This window comes from Pseudomonas sp. PA1(2017) (assembly GCF_001945375.1).
Classification (GTDB): Bacteria; Pseudomonadota; Gammaproteobacteria; order Pseudomonadales; family Pseudomonadaceae; genus Aquipseudomonas.
The window spans coordinates 150,336-168,177 of record NZ_MSXU01000001.1 but is presented as its reverse complement, the minus strand read 5'-3'; the positions used below and the strand labels follow the sequence as shown (position 1 = coordinate 168,177).

The following is a 17,842-nucleotide window of genomic DNA, read 5'->3' as shown; positions in this document are numbered from 1 at the left end:
TCAGTCCTTAACAGGGGCTGGTGATAAGTGAGCGGCGGCATCGAGATAATGCACGGCCATGTCGAGCATACGATTGGCGAAGCCCCATTCGTTGTCGAACCAGGCCAGCAGGTTGACTAGGCGAGGCCCGGAAACCCGTGTCTGACTACCGTCGACGATGGCCGAATGGGGATCATGGTTGAAGTCGCAACTGGCGTGCGGCAATTCGGTGTACGCCAGCAGGCCCTGCAGCGGCCCCTGTTCGGCAGCCTGGCGCAGGATCCGGTTGATCTCCTCGGCACTGGTGTCGCGGGCGGTCTGCAAGGTGATATCCAGGCAGGACACGTTGACCGTCGGCACCCGAATGGCTTTGGCCTGGATTCGCCCGGCAAGTTCCGGGAGCAGCCGTTCGATGCCGCGCGCCAGGCCCGTGGACACCGGAATCACCGACTGGAAGGCCGAGCGCGTACGGCGCAGGTCTTCGTCGTGATAGGCATCTATCACCGGCTGATCGTTCATCGCCGAGTGGATGGTGGTGATAGAGATGTATTGCAGCCCCACCGCCTCGTCGAGCAGCTTGAGCAGCGGCACGCCGCAGTTGGTGGTGCAGGATGCGTTGGAAACCAGGCGCTCGCTGCCCGTCAGGCACTGCTGATTGACGCCGTACACCACCGTGGCGTCGACATCGCTCTCGCTGGCCATCGGCTGCGACAGCAGCACCCGCGGCGCGCCTGCACGCACGAAGCGCTCGGCCTGCTCGCGCGTGGTGTATTGGCCGGAGCATTCGAGCAACAGGTCGATATCCAGCGCACGCCAGTCGACACCCTCGGGCTCGCGCTGGCGCAGCACCTTGAGCGGCTTGCCATTGATGTGCAGATGGTCACCGGCGACCTTGACCTCGCCGGGAAAACGCCCGTGGGTGGAGTCGAAACGGGTCAAGTATTCGATGCTGGCCTGGTCGGCCAGGTCATTGAGCGCGACGATTTCCAGCCGAGCCTCGCCTGCCCGCTCATGCAGCGCACGCAAAACGCAACGACCGATGCGGCCATAGCCGTTCAGGGCAACGCGGTAGGAGCGATGGGACATCGGCTATCTCGGATGAACAACCGTAAGGTGGACCACGTGGTTCGAGCCACCGGGTGCAGCAGGGTGGACGGGCAAACCCTCATCCACCCTGCGGCGTCTCTGACTCAGGCGTCGAGCAGCTCTTCGGCGGTGCCGATGATGTTCTCGACGGTGAACCCGAAGTGCTCGAACAGCTGGCCGGCGGGCGCCGACTCACCGTAGGTTTCCATGCCGATCACGCGGCCCTCGAGGCCGACGTACTTGTACCAGAAGTCCGCATGGGCAGCTTCGATGGCGATCCGCGCGGTGACCTGCAGCGGCAGCACCGACTGCTTGTAGGCAGCGTCCTGCTGGTCGAAGACGTTGGTCGACGGCATCGACACCACGCGGACCTTGCGGCCCTGCTCGCTCAGCTTGTCGGCGGCCTGGATGGCCAGGCCGACTTCCGAGCCGGTGGCGATCAGGATCAGCTCCGGCTCGCCGGCGCAGTCTTTCAGCACGTAGCCGCCACGGCTGATGGCCGCTTCGGTTTCGTGGTCGCGCAGGTTATGCGGCAGGTTCTGACGGGAGAAGATCAGCGCGCTCGGGCCATCCTTGCGCTCGACCGAGTGCTTCCAGGCCACCGCAGCTTCGACGGTATCCGCCGGGCGCCAGGTGTCCAGGTTCGGCGTGGTGCGCAAGCTGGTCAGTTGCTCGACCGGCTGGTGGGTCGGGCCGTCTTCACCGAGACCGATGGAGTCGTGGGTGAACACGTAGAGCACGCGCAGCTTCATCAGCGCCGACATGCGCACCGCGTTGCGGGCGTATTCCATGAACATCAGGAAGGTCGCGCCGTAAGGGATCAGGCCGCCGTGCAGGGCGACGCCGTTCATGATCGCGCTCATGCCGAACTCGCGCACGCCGTAGTACATGTAGTTGCCCGATGCATCTTCGGCGACTACCGGCTTGCAGCCCTTCCACAGGGTCAGGTTGGAACCGGCGAGGTCCGCCGAACCGCCGAGCAGCTCCGGCAGCAGCGGGCCGAAGGCGTTCAGGCAGTTCTGGCTGGCCTTGCGGCTGGCGATGGTTTCGCCCTTCTCGGCCACCGCGCGGATGAACTCGCTGGCCTTTTCGGAGAAGTCGGCCGGTAGCTCGCCGGCCATGCGGCGCACGAATTCGTTGGCCAGTTCCGGATGGGCGGCGGAGTAGGCAGCGAAGCGCTGGTCCCACTCGGCTTCGGCAGCCAGGCCGGCTTCCTTGGCATCCCACTCGGCGTAGATGTCGGCCGGAACTTCGAACGGTGCGTGGTTCCAGTTCAGGGCGGCGCGGGTCAGGGCGATCTCATCGTGGCCCAGGGCGGCGCCGTGGGACTCTTCCTTGCCCTGCTTGTTCGGCGAGCCAAAACCGATGATGGTCTTGCAGCAGATCAGCGTCGGACGATCACTGGACTTGCGTGCGGTGTCGATGGCCATCTTGATTTCTTCGGCATCGTGGCCGTCGACGTTGCGGATCACCTGCCAGCCGTAGGCTTCGAAGCGCGCCGGCGTGTCGTCGGTGAACCAGCCGTGCACTTCGCCGTCGATGGAGATGCCGTTGTCGTCGTAGAAGGCAATCAGTTTGCCCAGGCCCAGGGTGCCGGCCAGGGAGCAGACTTCATGGCTGATGCCTTCCATCATGCAGCCGTCACCGAGGAACGCGTAGGTGTGGTGATCGACGATGTTGTGGCCTTCGCGGTTGAACTGCGCTGCCATGATCTTTTCCGCCAGGGCGAAGCCCACGGCGTTGGCGATACCCTGGCCGAGCGGGCCAGTGGTGGTCTCGACGCCTGGTGCATAGCCGTATTCCGGGTGGCCCGGGGTCTTGCTGTGCAGCTGGCGGAAGTTCTTCAGGTCGTCGATGGACAAGTCGTAGCCGGTCAGGTGCAGCAGCGAGTAGATCAGCATCGAGCCGTGGCCGTTGGACAGCACGAAGCGGTCACGGTCGGCGAAATTCGGGTTGGCCGGGTTGTGCTTCAGGTAGTCACGCCACAGCACTTCGGCGATATCCGCCATCCCCATGGGGGCACCGGGGTGGCCGCTGTTGGCTTTTTGCACGGCATCCATGCTCAGGGCACGAATGGCATTGGCACGCTCACGACGGCTGGGCATCGCTGAATCTCCTGCGGGGTGGCTGCCGAAGCAGCTTGGACGAAAAAAGGCGCCCATTTTCGCCCAGCCAGGCCCCGCGGAGCAATGACAGATGGTCCGTTGTCGGCAAATCAGCCGGCGCGAGCGCTCAGAACGCTCACCGCCGGGGTCTCCGGGCCAGCCAGACATGGCGCCCTGAACAGGTCGCCATGCCAGATACCGGCCAGGGTACGGCTGAACACCAGCCCCCAGACCGCTGCCAGCAACAGCGCCAGCAAGGCACCAAGGCCAGCGAAAAATCCCATTTGCGTCAGGCTATGCAGCTCGAAGGTTGCCAACGTGAAGACGCCCAGCGGAAAGGTGAACCCCCACCAGCCAAGATTGAAGGGCACCGCATCACGCATGTAAAGGCGGGTGAAAACCGCCGCGACCAGCAGCCACCACAGCCCGGCGCCCCACAGGGCCAGGCCGCCGAGCAGCCCCAGTTCATGGGCCAGCCTGGCAACCCCCGCCAGCGCCGTGCCGTCGAACACCTCGGGCGCCGCCCGCCCCAGATTCAGCAAGCCCAGGCAACCCGTGGCCAGCGGCCCGAGCGGCAGCCAGCTGGTAGCGGCGAAATCGGTGCCGGGAAGCTTGTGCAGCGCCAGGCGCAGCATGACCAGGGCGATCAGCGAACAGGCCAGGAACAGCGACATACCCCACAGCACGAAACCGGCTACCAGCATGGCGCGCCCAGCCTCGGCGGCCAGGTGCGGAGCCAGCGTGCCGGCCGTACTGGCAGCAACCTCCGGGGCGACGATGGGCAGCAGCCAGATTGCCGTAAGCTTTTCCAGCGCGTGCTGCTGCCGGGTGAACATCAGGCAGGGCACCAGCCAGGCGACCAGCAGCGCCAGCGCCGCGTCGATCCACCACAAGACATGCGCCAGCACATAGACCGCGTCGCCCCAGCGCGGCTCGCCAAATAGCAGCAATCCGTTGATGAGCACTGCCAGACCCATGGGAATCGCTCCCAGGAACATCGACTGCACCGGGTGCAGCAGCATCGGCCAGACCGTATCGCGATAAAGCGCCAGACGCAGCCCGAACAGCAGCGTGAAGATGGCGAACAGTGCGATGCCGAGCCACCAAAGCGCTTCGGCCAGGGCACTGGCGCCGGCAAGGGAGCGAGGAAGATGGGCGATGACCAGCGCCAACACGCCGGTCCCCATGGTCACGGCGAACCAGTTGGGCGTGAAGTGACGTATGAAGGCGAGCGGTTCGGGCAAGCGCGTGAAAGGTCGAGGCATGAGTCGGGTCGTCCCGTGGCATGAGTGACAGATGCCAGGGTAAAAACCGCCTTGCCATATGAAAAATACATAATCAGTATCCTTTCCATACCAACAATGCATGCTTAAGCAATGAATCTTCACCACCTCAAGATTTTTCATGCCGTCGCACAGGCAGGTAGCATCAGCGCGGGCGCCGAGCGCCTGCACATCAGCCAGCCAGCGGTCACGCGCGAGATTCGCGAGTTGGAGAACAGCCTGGAATTGCCGCTGTTCGACCGCAAGCCACGCGGCGTGACGTTGACCGAAGGTGGCCAGCGCCTGCTCGATTACGCCCAGCGCATCTTCAGCCTGGAACTCGCCGCCGAGCGCGACCTGCGCGACTTCGCCCACCTCGAACTGGGCGAGCTGCATCTGGGCGCCAGCGCTACGCTCGGGGCATATCTGCTACCGCCGTTGATCACGGCCTTCCGCGCCCAGCGCCCTTCCATCCTGGTCAACCTGGAAGTTAGCAACACCCGGGAAGTGACTCGCCAACTGGACGAAGGCCGCATCGCCCTGGGTTTCGTCGAGGGGCATTTTCAACGTGCCAACTACGGTCACCGCCTGCTCGCGCGAGATGCCTTGCTGCCAGTGGTGGCACCCCATCACCCGCTGGCCGGCAGCGCCCCGTTGACCGCCGGGCAGTTGCAGCCCTACCCGCTGTACTTGCGTGAGCCGGGCTCCGGCACCCGCGCCAGCGTCGAACAGGCTTACCGCGATCACGGCCTCGAAGCCCGCGCGAGCGTGGCCGCGGGCAGCACCGAGGCGCTCAAGCGGCTGCTTGCCGACGGCCAGGGTATCGCCTGGCTGTCGCGACAGGCGGTCGACCGCGAATTGGCCAATGGCGAGCTGTCGAGCGTGCCGGTGCATGACCTGCAGATCGAACGGGAACTGCACGCCGTCTGGCGCCTGGGCAACAGCCTGAGCCCGGCACCGGCGGCCTTCCTGGCGCTCGCCGCTGACTAATCGACCCAGCAATATCAAAACTTTTTGATATTGCGGTTGCTGGCTGAAAAATGACCGACTAGACTGCGCGCCATGACCATACGCGCGCCCTCGCTCGATTTCGAGCCCACCGACCTGCTGTCCGCCCTGTGCAAGGCCGCGGGCGACGGGTTGCGCCTGAACGTACTGCGTGCGCTGAGCAACGACTCATTCGGCGTGCTAGAGCTGGCGCAGATTTTCGCCATCGGCCAGTCGGGCATGAGCCATCACCTCAAGGTGCTGGCCCAGGCCGGCCTGGTGGCGACGCGCCGGGAAGGCAACGCGATTTTCTACCGGCGCGCCCTGGCCCATGTCGAAAGCCCCGGCGGCGCCCTGCATGCGGCGCTGCTGCAGGAAGTCGACAACCTCGAACTGCCCGCCGAAGTGCGCCAGCGCGTGGCCCAGGTGCACCAGCAGCGGGCCGCTGCCAGCCGCGATTTCTTCGCCCGCAGCGCCGAGCGCTTCCAGGCTCAGCAGGATCTGATCGCCGGCCTGCCGCAGTACCGCGACAGCGTCGTGGCGCTGCTCGACTCGCTGGACTTGCCGGCCCATGCCAGCGCGCTGGAAGTCGGCCCGGGCGATGGCGGCTTCCTGCCGGAACTGGCGCGCCGCTTCACCCGCGTGACCGCCCTGGACAACAGCGAGGCGATGCTCGAACTCGCCCGCCAGCGCTGCCAGCAGGAGGGCCTGAACAACGTGCAGTTGCACCTGGCCGATGCCCTGCAGGATGCCTACCCCGGCGCCGATTGCGTGGTGCTGAACATGGTATTGCATCATTTCGCCGCGCCGGCCCAAGCCCTGTGCAAACTGGCCGAACAGGTGAACCCTGGTGGCAGCCTGCTGATCACTGAACTGTGCAGCCACGACCAGAGCTGGGCTCGCGACACCTGCGGCGATCTCTGGCTAGGCTTCGAGCAGGACGATCTCGCCCACTGGGCAATCGCCGCCGGCCTGACACCAGGTGAAAGCCTGTATGTCGGCCTGCGCAATGGTTTTCAAATTCAGGTGCGGCATTTCCAGCGCACCCTTCCACTCACGCACGCGGCCGAGAGGCCCTCACTCGCCAGGACAATCGATAGATGAGCGAATACTCCCTGTTTACCTCCGAGTCCGTGTCCGAAGGGCACCCGGACAAGATCGCCGACCAGATTTCCGATGCCGTGCTCGACGCCATCATCACCCAGGACAAGCACGCCCGCGTGGCCGTGGAAACCCTGGTCAAGACCGGCGTAGCGATCATCGCCGGTGAAGTGACCACCAGCGCCTGGGTCGACCTCGAGCAAATCGTCCGTGACGTGATCTGCAACATCGGCTACACCAGCTCGGACGTCGGCTTCGACGGTGCCACCTGTGGCGTGATGAACATCATCGGCAAGCAGTCCCCGGACATCAATCAGGGCGTCGACCGCGCCAAGCCGGAAGACCAAGGCGCCGGCGACCAGGGCCTGATGTTCGGCTACGCCAGCAACGAAACCGACGTGCTGATGCCGGCGCCGATCCGCTTCTCCCACGCCCTGGTCGAGCGCCAGGCCGAAGCCCGTAAGTCCGGCCTGCTGCCGTGGCTGCGACCGGACGCCAAATCCCAGGTCACCTGCCGCTACGAGAACGGCAAGGTAGTCGGCATCGACGCCGTGGTGCTGTCCACCCAGCACAACCCGGACGTCAGCCTCAGCGACCTGCGTGAAGCGGTTATGGAGCTGGTGATCAAGCACACCCTGCCGGCCGAACTGCTGCACAAGGACACCCAGTTCCACATCAACCCGACCGGCAATTTCGTGATCGGCGGCCCGGTGGGCGACTGTGGCCTGACCGGCCGCAAGATCATCGTCGACAGCTACGGCGGCATGGCCCGCCATGGCGGCGGTGCATTCTCCGGCAAGGATCCGTCCAAGGTCGACCGCTCGGCAGCCTACGCCGGCCGCTACGTCGCCAAGAACATCGTCGCTGCCGGCCTGGCCGAGCGCTGCGAGATCCAGGTCTCCTACGCCATCGGCGTGGCCCAGCCGACCTCCATCTCGATCAACACCTTCGGCACCAACAAGGTAGCGGAAGAGACCATCATCAAGCTGGTGCGCGACGTCTTCGACCTGCGTCCGTACGCCATCACCAAGATGCTCGACCTGCTGCACCCGATGTACCAGCCGACTGCCGCCTACGGCCACTTCGGCCGCGAGCCGCAGCAACTGACCGTCGGCGACGACAGCTTCACCAGCTTCACCTGGGAGAGAACCGACAAGGCCGCAGACCTGCGCGCCGCTGCCGGCCTGTAAGCCCTTGGCGGGTCGCCGTGCCTGCGGCGACCCGTGAGCCGATACGAAAAAGCCTCCGTGGGCGCGATGCCCACGGAGGCTTTTTCATGTGCACTGTATGAGCCGGCAGATCACTTGCCGAACAGCGAACCCAGGCTTTTCAGGGTTTCGGCAGCAGCGGCGATGTTTTCGGCCTTGCCGTCGCCCTGATTTTGCGCGACCGGAGCCGCAGCACCTTCGGCATTGGCACCGAGCTGGTCACAACCACCTTCGACCTGGGCGATGGCGTCGTCAGCCTGCTTGTTGCCGAGCAGCCCGGCCAGTTGCTTGACCTGGGCGATCTTGTCAGCGTTTGCTGCCATCTTCTGCTGGCACTTGAGCTGGGTGTTCTCAGCCGCGTGGGCGAACGAGCTAGCGACGGCCAGGGCCGCGGAACACAACACGATGGATAGACGCATGAGACTCTAGACCTCCAGAGATGAGGCCCGGCAATACACCCCGCCGCCGGGCAAATCCTTTTGGTGTGCGGGGGTGCGGACTCTAGCACCGGACATTCGTGGCAACAAATAGCCATCACTCCAAAATGTCGGCCAGCGCCCACTTTCCCAACTGGCAGCTAGCCTGGAACACTCAATTTCCCGAGCAGGAGGTTCCGCCCATGAGAGCCTGGATCGCGATTGCCTTCTCCGTTCTCCTGTGTGCAACCGTCCACGCCGATGACTGCCCCGCGCAGACGGCGACACATGCACGACAAGTCGCCGAGCTCGCGGCCCAGGTCGCCCACTGGGACGATGCCTACCATCGCCAGGGTCGCTCACTGATCAGCGACGAACTCTATGACCAGGCCCGCGCCCGCCTCGAACATTGGCAACGCTGCAGCAACGAAGTCACCCGCAGCGACCCTCTGAGCGGTACGCAAGGTGACGTCCAGCACCCCGTGGCGCAGACCGGGCTGCGCAAGCTGGCGGATGAGCGCGGCGTCGCGCAGTGGATGGCGAACCGCGACGACCTGTGGATCCAACCCAAGGTCGACGGCGTGGCGGTAACCCTGCACTACGAAGACGGAGACCTGAAACAGGTGATCAGCCGCGGCGACGGCAACAGCGGTCAGGACTGGACACCACAGGCGACACGCATCGCTGCCATCCCCAAGCAGTTGAACGACGGCGGCACGCTGATTTTGCAAGGCGAGCTGTATCTGCAGCGACCGGGCCATGTGCAGGCCAGCGAGGGTGGGGCCGCGGCACGTAGCACCGTGGCGGGCTTCATGGCCCGCCAGGAGTTGCAAGAGGAGCAGGCGGCCAGCATCGGCCTGTTCGTCTGGGACTGGCCCAATGGGCCGGCCGACACCCAGCAGCGCCTCGATCGCCTGGCGCGCATGGGCTTCCAGGACAGCCGGACTTACAGCCAGCCAGTTGCCAAACCAACCGATGTACAGCGCTGGCGAGAGCAGTGGTACCGCAACCCCCTGCCCTTCGCCACCGACGGCGTGGTGCTGCGCCAGGGCCAGCGCCCCAGCAGCGACCGCTGGCGCGCCGAACCACCGCACTGGGCGGCAGCTTGGAAATATCCGGCCAGTGAAACGCTCGCGCTGGTCGAGGCGGTCGAATTCAGCATTGGCCGTACCGGACGCATCACCCCGTTGCTGCGCCTGCAGCCGGTGAAGCTCGACGACCGCACCATCCGGGTGGTAAGCGCGGGTTCAATGGAACGCTGGCGGCAACTGGACATTCGCCCCGGAGATCAGGTCGCCATCCGCCTGGCCGGGCAGACCATTCCCAAGCTGGAAAGCGTGGTGCTGCAAAGCGCCGTACGCCCGCCGCTGGAAATCCCCAATAGTGATGACTACCACGCCCTGAGCTGTTTGCGCGCCGCGCCCGCGTGCACCAGCCAGTTCCATGCCCGCCTCACCTGGCTCAGCGGCAAGCAAGCGTTGAACCTGCATGGCATCGGCGCAGGAACCTGGCAGAAACTGCTCGAGGCGCAGCACATCGACGGGTTGCTCGACTGGTTGCAGCTTGGCGAAGAGCAGTTGCTGGCGGTACCGGGCATCGGCCCGCGAGGCGCCACACTGCTCAGCAAGCGCTTCGCCGAGGCCCGGCAGCGTGCGTTTCACGATTGGTTGCGGGCGCTGGGTGCGCCGATGAATCCAGACAACCTGGCGGCGCAAAGCTGGGTGCAACTGCACCAGCGCACCCTTGCAGACTGGCAGGCATTACCCGGCATCGGCCCGACTCGCGCGGCCCAGTTGCAGGCGTTCTTCCAGCATAACGACATCGTCGCGCTGGCCGAGCAGTTGGGCAAAGCGGGCGTGGCGGGCTTTCAGTAGCGGCCAAAGCGCTGGCTGACTGACACCGCCAGCAGTGCCCATGGCCTTGCCATGTGGCGCCGATCAGCGGCTGCGCACGGGCTCAATCCTTCAATTGATCCTTGATGTAAGTGATCTCGGTCTTGCCATGGGGCGCTGGCTGGCCATCCTCGCCAAGGTTCACGAAGACCATCTTGTCGATGGTCAGAATGCTCTTGCGGGTGATCTTGTTGCGCACTTCGCAGCGCATGGTGATCGAGGTGCGGCCGAAATCGGTGGCGGTGATGCCCAGCTCGATGATGTCGCTCTGCCGCGCCGAGGACACGAAGTTGATCTCGGAAATCAGCTTGGTCACCACCCGTTGGCTGCCCAGCTGAATGATGGCGTAGATCGCCGCCTCCTCGTCGATCCACTTGAGCAGGCTGCCGCCGAACAGCGTGCCGTTGGGGTTGAGGTCTTCTGGCTTTACCCACTTGCGCGTATGAAAGTTCATGCACCCTCCTGTCCGTCGTTCCATTGGCAGTGATGATCGCAAAGATTGGCGAGCGGATCATTGCCGCGTTATCGATAATGGTTATCGACACAGGCTATCGGGCCGGGTTCAGCAAGGCTGGCGGCGAGCCATTCGGCGAACGCGCGTTACGCCTGTCGGCCTCCACCGAGAAACGCTGATCGCTGCGATGGAAAGCCTTGGGCTCGCGCGCCGGCGCGGCTATAATCGCCCAGTTATACGCGCCCGCCACCGGGCGTTCCCGCCACCTGTCCGAGGGGCGCTGCAGCAACCTGAAAGATTTGTTTCGAATCCCCAAGCCCTGCATTCCCACAATGCTTAGGGGCAGATTCGAATCAACCTTTCAGGCTGTCAGGCTCGGATAGGGCGTTTAGCAAACGCATCAACGGCGCCCAGTCGACAATCGTGTGACACCTGCGCGTCATCCGACGCTGGCAAGGTTGCACCTGTCGACAGCAGACAACCTAACGGAGAGTTACTGCATGAGCGCTGCTTTCAACGACTACAAGGTCGCCGACATTTCCCTGGCCGACTGGGGCCGCCGCGAGCTGATCATCGCCGAATCCGAGATGCCGGCACTGATGGGCCTGCGTCGCAAGTACGCCGCCAGCCAACCGCTCAAGGGCGCGAAGATCCTCGGCTGCATCCACATGACCATCCAGACCGGCGTGCTGATCGAGACGCTGACCGCCCTGGGCGCCGAAGTGCGCTGGTCATCCTGCAACATCTTCTCCACCCAGGATCAGGCCGCTGCCGCCATCGCCGCCGCCGGCATCCCGGTGTTCGCCTGGAAGGGCGAGACCGAGGCCGAGTACGAGTGGTGCATCGAGCAGACCATCCTCAAGGACGGCCAGCCGTGGGATGCCAACATGGTGCTGGACGACGGCGGTGACCTGACCGAGATCCTGCACAAGAAGTACCCGCAGATGCTCGAGCGCATCCACGGCGTGACCGAAGAAACCACCACCGGTGTGCACCGTTTGCTCGACATGCTCAAGGCCGGCACCCTGAAGGTCCCGGCGATCAACGTCAACGACGCGGTCACCAAGAGCAAGAACGACAACAAGTACGGCTGCCGCCACAGCCTCAACGACGCCATCAAGCGCGGCACCGATCACCTGCTGTCGGGCAAGCAGGCACTGGTCATCGGCTACGGCGACGTGGGCAAGGGCTCGGCCGCTTCGCTGCGCCAGGAAGGTATGATCGTCAAGGTTTCCGAAATCGACCCGATCTGCGCCATGCAGGCCTGCATGGACGGCTTTGAGCTGGTTTCGCCGTACATCGACGGCCGTAACGACGGCACCGACGCCTGCATCGACAAGGCGCTGCTGGGCAAGATCGACCTGATCGTCACCACTACCGGCAACGCCAACGTCTGCGACGCCGGCATGCTCAAGGCCCTGAAGAAGCGCGCCGTGGTTTGCAACATTGGTCACTTCGACAATGAGATCGACACCGCTTTCATGCGCAAGAACTGGGCATGGGAAGAGGTCAAGCCGCAGGTGCACAAGATCCACCGCACCGGCGCCGGCAGCTTCGACGCCGCCAACGACGACTACCTGATCCTGCTGGCCGAAGGCCGCCTGGTCAACCTGGGCAACGCCACCGGCCACCCGAGCCGCATCATGGACGGCTCGTTCGCCAACCAGGTACTGGCGCAGATCTTCCTGTTCGAGCAGAAGTTTGCCGACCTTTGCGCCGAGAAGAAAGCCGAGCGCCTGACCGTCGAAGTGCTGCCCAAGAAGCTGGATGAGGAAGTCGCCCTGGAGATGGTCAAGGGCTTCGGTGGCGTCGTAACCCAGCTGACCCAGCAGCAGGCCGACTACATCGGCGTCGCCGCCTCCGGCCCGTTCAAACCGGACAGCTACCGCTACTGATAGGCGGTACGCGGCGCGGGCCCGAGGTCCGCGCCGCGCAGCCCGAAGGAATCGTCATGTCTCAGAAACGCCCCAACGTCAGCTTCGAGTTCTTCCCGACGAAGACCGATGCCGGACACGAAAAACTGCTGAATACCGCGCGAGAGCTGGCCGGCTACAACCCGGACTTTTTCTCGTGCACCTACGGCGCCGGTGGCTCCACCCGCGACCGTACCCTCAATACCGTGCTGCAACTCGACAGCGAAGTGAAGGTGCCGACCGCACCGCACCTGTCGTGCGTTGGCGACAGCAAGGCCGAACTGATCGAACTGCTCAACCTGTACAAGAGCAAGGGCATCAACCGCATCGTTGCCCTGCGCGGTGACCTGCCGTCAGGCATGGGCATGTCCAGCGGCGAGCTGCGCCACGCCAATGACCTGGTCGAGCTGATTCGCACGGAAACCGGTGATCACTTCCATATCGAAGTAGCGGCATACCCGGAGATGCATCCCCAGGCCCGCAATTTCGAGGACGATATCGCCAACTTCGTGCGCAAGGCCAAGGCCGGCGCCGACAGCGCGATCACCCAGTACTTCTTCAACGCCGATTGCTACTTCTACTTCGTCGAGCGTGTACGCAAGCTGGGCGTCGATATCCCGGTGATCCCGGGCATCATGCCAATCACCAACTACAGCAAGCTGGCGCGCTTCTCCGACGCCTGCGGCGCCGAGCTGCCACGCTGGGTGCGCAAGCAACTGGAAGCCTACGGCGACGACGCCCAGAGCATCCAGCGCTTCGGCGAAGAGATGATCACCGGCCTGTGCGAACGCCTGATCGAAGGTGGTGCACCCGGCCTGCACTTCTACACCCTCAACCAGGCCGCTCCCAGCCTGGCGGTGTGGAAGAACCTGCAGGGCTGATACCGGCCTCGGAGACCGCGAAAGACCGAACTTTCGCGGCCTTTTTCTTTCCTAACAGGCGACCAAATCCACTGCACCAGCCAGTTGGACGGACCTGTCAGCCGCGTACCCGTTGACCCGAAGCCCTCTGCTGGTCGACAGTACAGGCGCCCGGATGCCCCAACAGGGGGCATGACTGCCGGGACGAATTCACCAATGCGCGATCAGCCAGGATCGGCTCGAGTTGTCGCGCTACCACGGGATGCCTGCATGCTCACTCGCCAGAAAATCAACGCCTCGGTGTCGCCGAAAGGCAGCCTGGAAACCCTCTCCCAGCGCGAAGTCCAGCAACTGCGCGAGACCGGCTCGGGCAGCGTCTATGCGCTGTTTCGCCAGTGCGCCCTGGCGATCCTCAACACCGGTTCGCACAGCGACAACGCCAAGACCATCCTCGAGGCCTATCCGGACTTCGAAGTGAAGATCCACCAGCAGGACCGCGGCATCCGCCTGGAGCTGATCAACGCCCCGGCCGACGCCTTCGTCGATGGCGAGATGATCGCCAGCACCCGTGAGATGCTGTTCAGTGCCCTGCGCGACATCGTCTACACCCAGAGTGAACTGGAGAACAAGCGGGTCGACGTGGACAGCTCCAGCGGCCTCACCGACTACGTATTCCATCTGCTGCGCAACGCCCGCACCCTGCGCGCCGGTGCCGAGCCGAAGATGGTGGTGTGCTGGGGCGGTCACTCGATCAGCACCGAGGAATACAAGTACACCAAGAAGGTCGGCCACGAACTTGGCTTGCGCGCCCTGGACGTGTGCACCGGCTGCGGCCCGGGCGTGATGAAAGGGCCGATGAAGGGCGCCACCATCTCCCATGCCAAGCAGCGCATCGTCGGCGCCCGCTACCTGGGCCTGACCGAGCCGGGCATCATCGCTGCCGAGGCGCCGAACCCGATCGTCAACGAGCTGGTGATCCTGCCGGACATCGAAAAGCGCCTGGAAGCCTTCGTGCGCCTCGGCCACGGCATCATCATCTTCCCGGGCGGCGCCGGTACGGCGGAGGAATTCCTGTACCTGCTGGGCATCCTCATGCACCCGGACAACGCCGAGCTGCCTTTCCCGCTGGTGCTCACCGGCCCGAAGAGCGCCGAGCCCTATCTGCAGCAGCTGCACGACTTCATCGGCGCTACCCTGGGCCGCGAAGCGCAGAACCGCTACGTGCTGATCCCCAACGACCCGGCTGCCGTGGCGCGCCACATGGCGGCCGGCATCAAGGCCGTCAAGCAGTTCCGCCGCGAGCGCAACGACGCTTTCCACTTCAACTGGCTGCTCAAGATCGACGAGAGCTTCCAGCACCCGTTCGAACCGACCCACGAAGCCATGGCCAGCCTCAACCTGACCCGCGAGCAGCCGACTCACGAACTGGCCGCCAACCTGCGCCGCGCCTTCTCAGGCATCGTAGCCGGCAACGTCAAGGCTCACGGCATTCAGCTGATCGAGGAGCACGGCCCTTACGAGCTGCGCGGCGACAAGAGCATCATGCAGCCGCTAGATCGCCTGCTGCAGGCGTTCGTCGAGCAGCACCGCATGAAGCTGCCCGGCGGCTCGGCTTACGTGCCCTGCTATCGCGTGGTCAGCTAAACCGTTGCGCGCGAGGGGCCTGCGCCCCTTGCCGCCTCAGCCTCAACCGGCCTCTGGACAGGAGTATCCGATGGCACGCCCGGCACCCCGTACTCTTCAGGTCATCGCGTCCACCTCGGTCACCCCGCACATGCTGCGCGTGACCTTGGGCGGCGGCGAGATCGACAGCTTTCCAGCGGATCAGGAAAGCGCCTACATCAAACTGATGTTCACCGCCCCCGGCAGCGACAAGAACCTGGTACGCACCTACACCGTCCGCCAGCAGCGTGCCGACCAGTTCGACGTCGACTTCGTGCTGCACGAGGATGCCGGCCCGGCCTCGCAGTGGGCCACGGCCGCCAGGCCCGGCGACAGCATCCTCGTCGGCGGGCCGGGGCCGAAGAAACTGGTCGACAACAGCGCCGACTGGTTTCTGGTGATCGGCGACATGACCGCCCTGCCGGCGATCAGCGTGAACCTCGAACAGCTGCCCGCCGATGCCCGTGGCCACGCCGTCATCGAAGTGCTCGATGCCGAGGATATCCAGCCGCTGCGCCACCCCGCCGGCGTCGCGCTGCACTGGCTGGTCAACCCGCATCCCGGCGAAAACAGCCAATTGCTGGTCGATCATGTGCGTCAGCTGGAATGGCTGCCGGGGCGCCCGAGCATCTGGGCGGCCTGTGAGTTCAGCGGCATGCGCGCGTTGCGCCAGCATTTTCGCGAGGAGCGCCAGGTCGACCGCAAGGACTTGTACATCTCCAGTTACTGGAAGCTGGGCAGCAGCGAAGATCAGCACAAAACCGTAAAACGCGAGGACGCCGAGGCGCAGGGCGAGTGATCGCCAGGCCACCGGCCAATCGTTGTAACCCCCGGGTGACAAGGCATAGCGCGACACCGATTGGCGGCAAGTTGTGCCCAACGCCGCCAATCCTGTTACACTCGGGCCTTCCCGCCAGGCTTGCGCCCGGATGCTGCCCCCAGTGGCCAGCAGTACCGGACGGGATTGCACGCCCCACGTGCGATTCAAGCCAGGCACTACACCTATAGGGCCACGCCCTCACCAGACAGGATTGCACATGTCCTTTGCCTCCCTCGGTCTCTCCGAGGCTTTGGTCCGCGCGGTCGAAGCCGCCGGCTACACCCAGCCCACTCCGGTGCAACAGCGGGCCATCCCCGCCGCGTTGCAAGGTCGCGACCTGATGGTGGCGGCCCAGACGGGTACAGGTAAGACAGGCGGCTTCGCCCTGCCGATCCTCGAGCGGCTGTTCCCCAACGGCCACCCGGATCGCGAACAGCGCCACGGCCCGAAACAGCCCCGCGTGCTGGTGCTCACACCCACCCGCGAATTGGCTGCCCAGGTGCATGACAGCTTCAAGCTGTATGCCCGCGATCTGAAATTCGTCAGCGCCTGCATTTTCGGCGGCGTTGGCATGAACCCGCAGGTGCAGGCCCTGGCCAAGGGCGTCGACGTCCTGGTCGCCTGCCCGGGCCGCCTGCTCGACCTGGCCGGGCAAGGCAGCGTCGATCTGTCCCACGTGGAAATCCTCGTGCTGGACGAAGCCGACCGCATGCTCGACATGGGCTTCATCCACGATGTGAAGAAAGTCCTCGCCCGCCTGCCGGCCAAGCGTCAGAACCTGCTGTTCTCGGCGACCTTCTCCAAGGACATCACCGACCTCGCCAGCAAGCTGCTGCACGATCCCGAGCGCATCGAAGTAACGCCGCCGAACACCACGGTCGAGCGCATCGAACAGCGCGTGTTCCGCCTGCAGGCCAGCCACAAGCGCGCCCTGCTCGCTCACCTGGTCACCGCTGGCGCCTGGGAACAGGTGCTGGTGTTCACCCGGACCAAGCATGGCGCCAACCGCCTGGCCGAGTACCTGGAAAAGCAAGGCCTTACCGCTGCTGCGATTCACGGCAACAAGAGCCAGAATGCCCGGACCAAGGCCCTGGCCGACTTCAAGGCCAACAAGGTGCGTATCCTGGTCGCCACCGACATCGCCGCCCGCGGCCTGGACATCGACCAGCTGCCCCACGTGGTCAACTTCGAGCTGCCCAACGTCGAAGAAGACTACGTGCACCGCATCGGCCGTACCGGTCGTGCCGGCCGTAGCGGCGAAGCCATCTCCTTGGTCGCCCCGGACGAGGAGAAGCTGCTCAAGAGCATCGAGCGCATGACCAAGCAGAAGATCCCGGACGGCGATCTGATGGGCTTCGATGCCAGCAAGGTCGAGGCCGAGCGCCCGGAAGTACGCGAGCCACAGAAGCCGCGCCAACCGCGCGGTGCCAAGGCCGAAGGCGAGCGCCAGAATGGCGGCCGTCGCGACAAGGGCAAGGATGGCGGCAAGGCGAAGAGCCAGCCCCAGGCCAAAGCCAAGCCTGCTCGCGGCCAGCAGCCACGCAGCCAGGCGCGCCCAGCACCGGCTGCTGGCGCTCCCGCCCTGCCACCGGATCGCGCGCCGGATGAATTCCGCGATGACGATATCGACAATTTCGGCAACCGCGTCGACTACGTACCGACCCAGAACAAGCCCCAAGGCCGTGGACGTCGCCAGGGCGGCGGTCAGAATGCTGGCGGCGCCGGTCAGGCACCGCGCGGTCAGGGCAAGGGCCCACGCACCGGCGGTGGCGGCAGCGCCAACGGCGGCAAACGTCAGGGCCAGGGTCAAGGTGGCGGTCGTGGCCGTGGCGGCGACAACCGCAGCCGTGGCGCGCGCGACAACGTCGTCACGTCGCTGAACCGCGACGAGCTGCCACGTCGTGAAGGCCCGCGTCGCGACGCCCCCGAGAAGCAGCCGATCATCATGCACAAGGCTTCGCGCAGCGACCGTCTGCCGACCGCCGAACAGCTCGATCAGTTGCCGAGCAGCCGCCCGCGTGGTGAAAAACCTGCCCTGCTGACTCGCAATCGCGATAGCGAGTGAGGGCTGCCCCAGGCTCGGCCTGGGCCCAGAAA

14 protein-coding genes and 1 riboswitch are annotated in these 17,842 nt (G+C 64.8%); of the genes, 9 read left to right on the top strand and 5 right to left on the bottom strand.

The window, feature by feature from the left end; translation table 11 throughout:
• From epd to BVH01_RS00740, 3 genes are all read right to left on the bottom strand, one after another.
• The gene (epd, locus tag BVH01_RS00750; RefSeq protein WP_075928507.1) at positions 1-1,065 is read right to left on the bottom strand and encodes an erythrose-4-phosphate dehydrogenase; all 1,065 of its coding nucleotides are present in this window, start codon (positions 1,063-1,065) and stop codon (positions 1-3) included.
• A 104-nt stretch (positions 1,066-1,169) separates the two neighbouring features.
• Positions 1,170-3,170: a transketolase gene (tkt, locus tag BVH01_RS00745; RefSeq protein ID WP_075928506.1), complete on the bottom strand. Its 2,001-nt coding sequence runs from the start codon at positions 3,168-3,170 to the stop codon at positions 1,170-1,172.
• Between the two features lie 110 nt (positions 3,171-3,280).
• On the bottom strand, positions 3,281-4,435 hold the full coding sequence (locus tag BVH01_RS00740; RefSeq protein WP_075928505.1) for a TDT family transporter: 1,155 nt from the start codon (positions 4,433-4,435) through the stop codon (positions 3,281-3,283).
• A 111-nt stretch (positions 4,436-4,546) separates the two neighbouring features.
• Here BVH01_RS00740 and BVH01_RS00735 point away from each other — a divergent pair, with 111 nt between their 5' ends.
• From BVH01_RS00735 to metK, 3 genes are all read left to right on the top strand, one after another.
• On the top strand, positions 4,547-5,422 hold the full coding sequence (locus tag BVH01_RS00735) for a LysR family transcriptional regulator (RefSeq protein ID WP_075928504.1): 876 nt from the start codon (positions 4,547-4,549) through the stop codon (positions 5,420-5,422).
• Positions 5,423-5,494: 72 nt separating this feature from the next.
• The gene (locus BVH01_RS00730; RefSeq protein WP_075928503.1) at positions 5,495-6,523 is read left to right on the top strand and encodes a metalloregulator ArsR/SmtB family transcription factor; all 1,029 of its coding nucleotides are present in this window, start codon (positions 5,495-5,497) and stop codon (positions 6,521-6,523) included.
• Positions 6,520-7,710, top strand: a complete 1,191-nt coding sequence (gene metK / locus BVH01_RS00725; RefSeq protein ID WP_075928502.1) for a methionine adenosyltransferase — start codon at positions 6,520-6,522, stop codon at positions 7,708-7,710. The genes BVH01_RS00730 and metK overlap by 4 nt, the downstream gene beginning before the upstream one ends.
• A gap of 110 nt (positions 7,711-7,820) precedes the next feature.
• Here metK and BVH01_RS00720 read toward each other — a convergent pair whose 3' ends face one another.
• A complete protein-coding gene (locus tag BVH01_RS00720; RefSeq protein ID WP_075928501.1) occupies positions 7,821-8,147 on the bottom strand; it encodes a hypothetical protein in 327 nt (108 codons plus the stop codon).
• Between the two features lie 200 nt (positions 8,148-8,347).
• Here BVH01_RS00720 and ligB point away from each other — a divergent pair, with 200 nt between their 5' ends.
• On the top strand, positions 8,348-10,018 hold the full coding sequence (ligB, locus tag BVH01_RS00715; RefSeq protein WP_075928500.1) for an NAD-dependent DNA ligase LigB: 1,671 nt from the start codon (positions 8,348-8,350) through the stop codon (positions 10,016-10,018).
• Positions 10,019-10,100: 82 nt separating this feature from the next.
• Here the strand turns inward: ligB and BVH01_RS00710 are convergent, their stop codons facing one another.
• Positions 10,101-10,490, bottom strand: coding sequence for an acyl-CoA thioesterase (locus BVH01_RS00710; RefSeq protein ID WP_075928499.1), 390 nt, complete (start codon positions 10,488-10,490; stop codon positions 10,101-10,103).
• A gap of 266 nt (positions 10,491-10,756) precedes the next feature.
• A riboswitch (S-adenosyl-L-homocysteine riboswitch) is annotated at positions 10,757-10,909 on the top strand.
• 81 nt (positions 10,910-10,990) lie between these two features.
• Here BVH01_RS00710 and ahcY point away from each other — a divergent pair.
• The 5 genes from ahcY (at position 10,991) to BVH01_RS00685 (ending at position 17,810) form a co-directional block, all read left to right on the top strand.
• A complete protein-coding gene (gene ahcY / locus BVH01_RS00705; RefSeq protein ID WP_075928498.1) occupies positions 10,991-12,385 on the top strand; it encodes an adenosylhomocysteinase in 1,395 nt (464 codons plus the stop codon).
• A gap of 56 nt (positions 12,386-12,441) precedes the next feature.
• Positions 12,442-13,284 carry a methylenetetrahydrofolate reductase [NAD(P)H] gene (metF, locus tag BVH01_RS00700; protein WP_075928497.1) on the top strand — a complete coding sequence of 281 codons (843 nt, stop codon included), beginning with the start codon at positions 12,442-12,444 and terminating at the stop codon, positions 13,282-13,284.
• A 249-nt stretch (positions 13,285-13,533) separates the two neighbouring features.
• Positions 13,534-14,907: a nucleotide 5'-monophosphate nucleosidase PpnN gene (ppnN, locus tag BVH01_RS00695; RefSeq protein ID WP_075928496.1), complete on the top strand. Its 1,374-nt coding sequence runs from the start codon at positions 13,534-13,536 to the stop codon at positions 14,905-14,907.
• Between the two features lie 70 nt (positions 14,908-14,977).
• Complete coding sequence (locus BVH01_RS00690) at positions 14,978-15,724, top strand: siderophore-interacting protein (protein WP_075928495.1); 747 nt, start codon at positions 14,978-14,980, stop codon at positions 15,722-15,724.
• Between the two features lie 238 nt (positions 15,725-15,962).
• Positions 15,963-17,810: a DEAD/DEAH box helicase gene (locus BVH01_RS00685; protein ID WP_075928494.1), complete on the top strand. Its 1,848-nt coding sequence runs from the start codon at positions 15,963-15,965 to the stop codon at positions 17,808-17,810.
• Positions 17,811-17,842 lie beyond the last annotated feature (32 nt).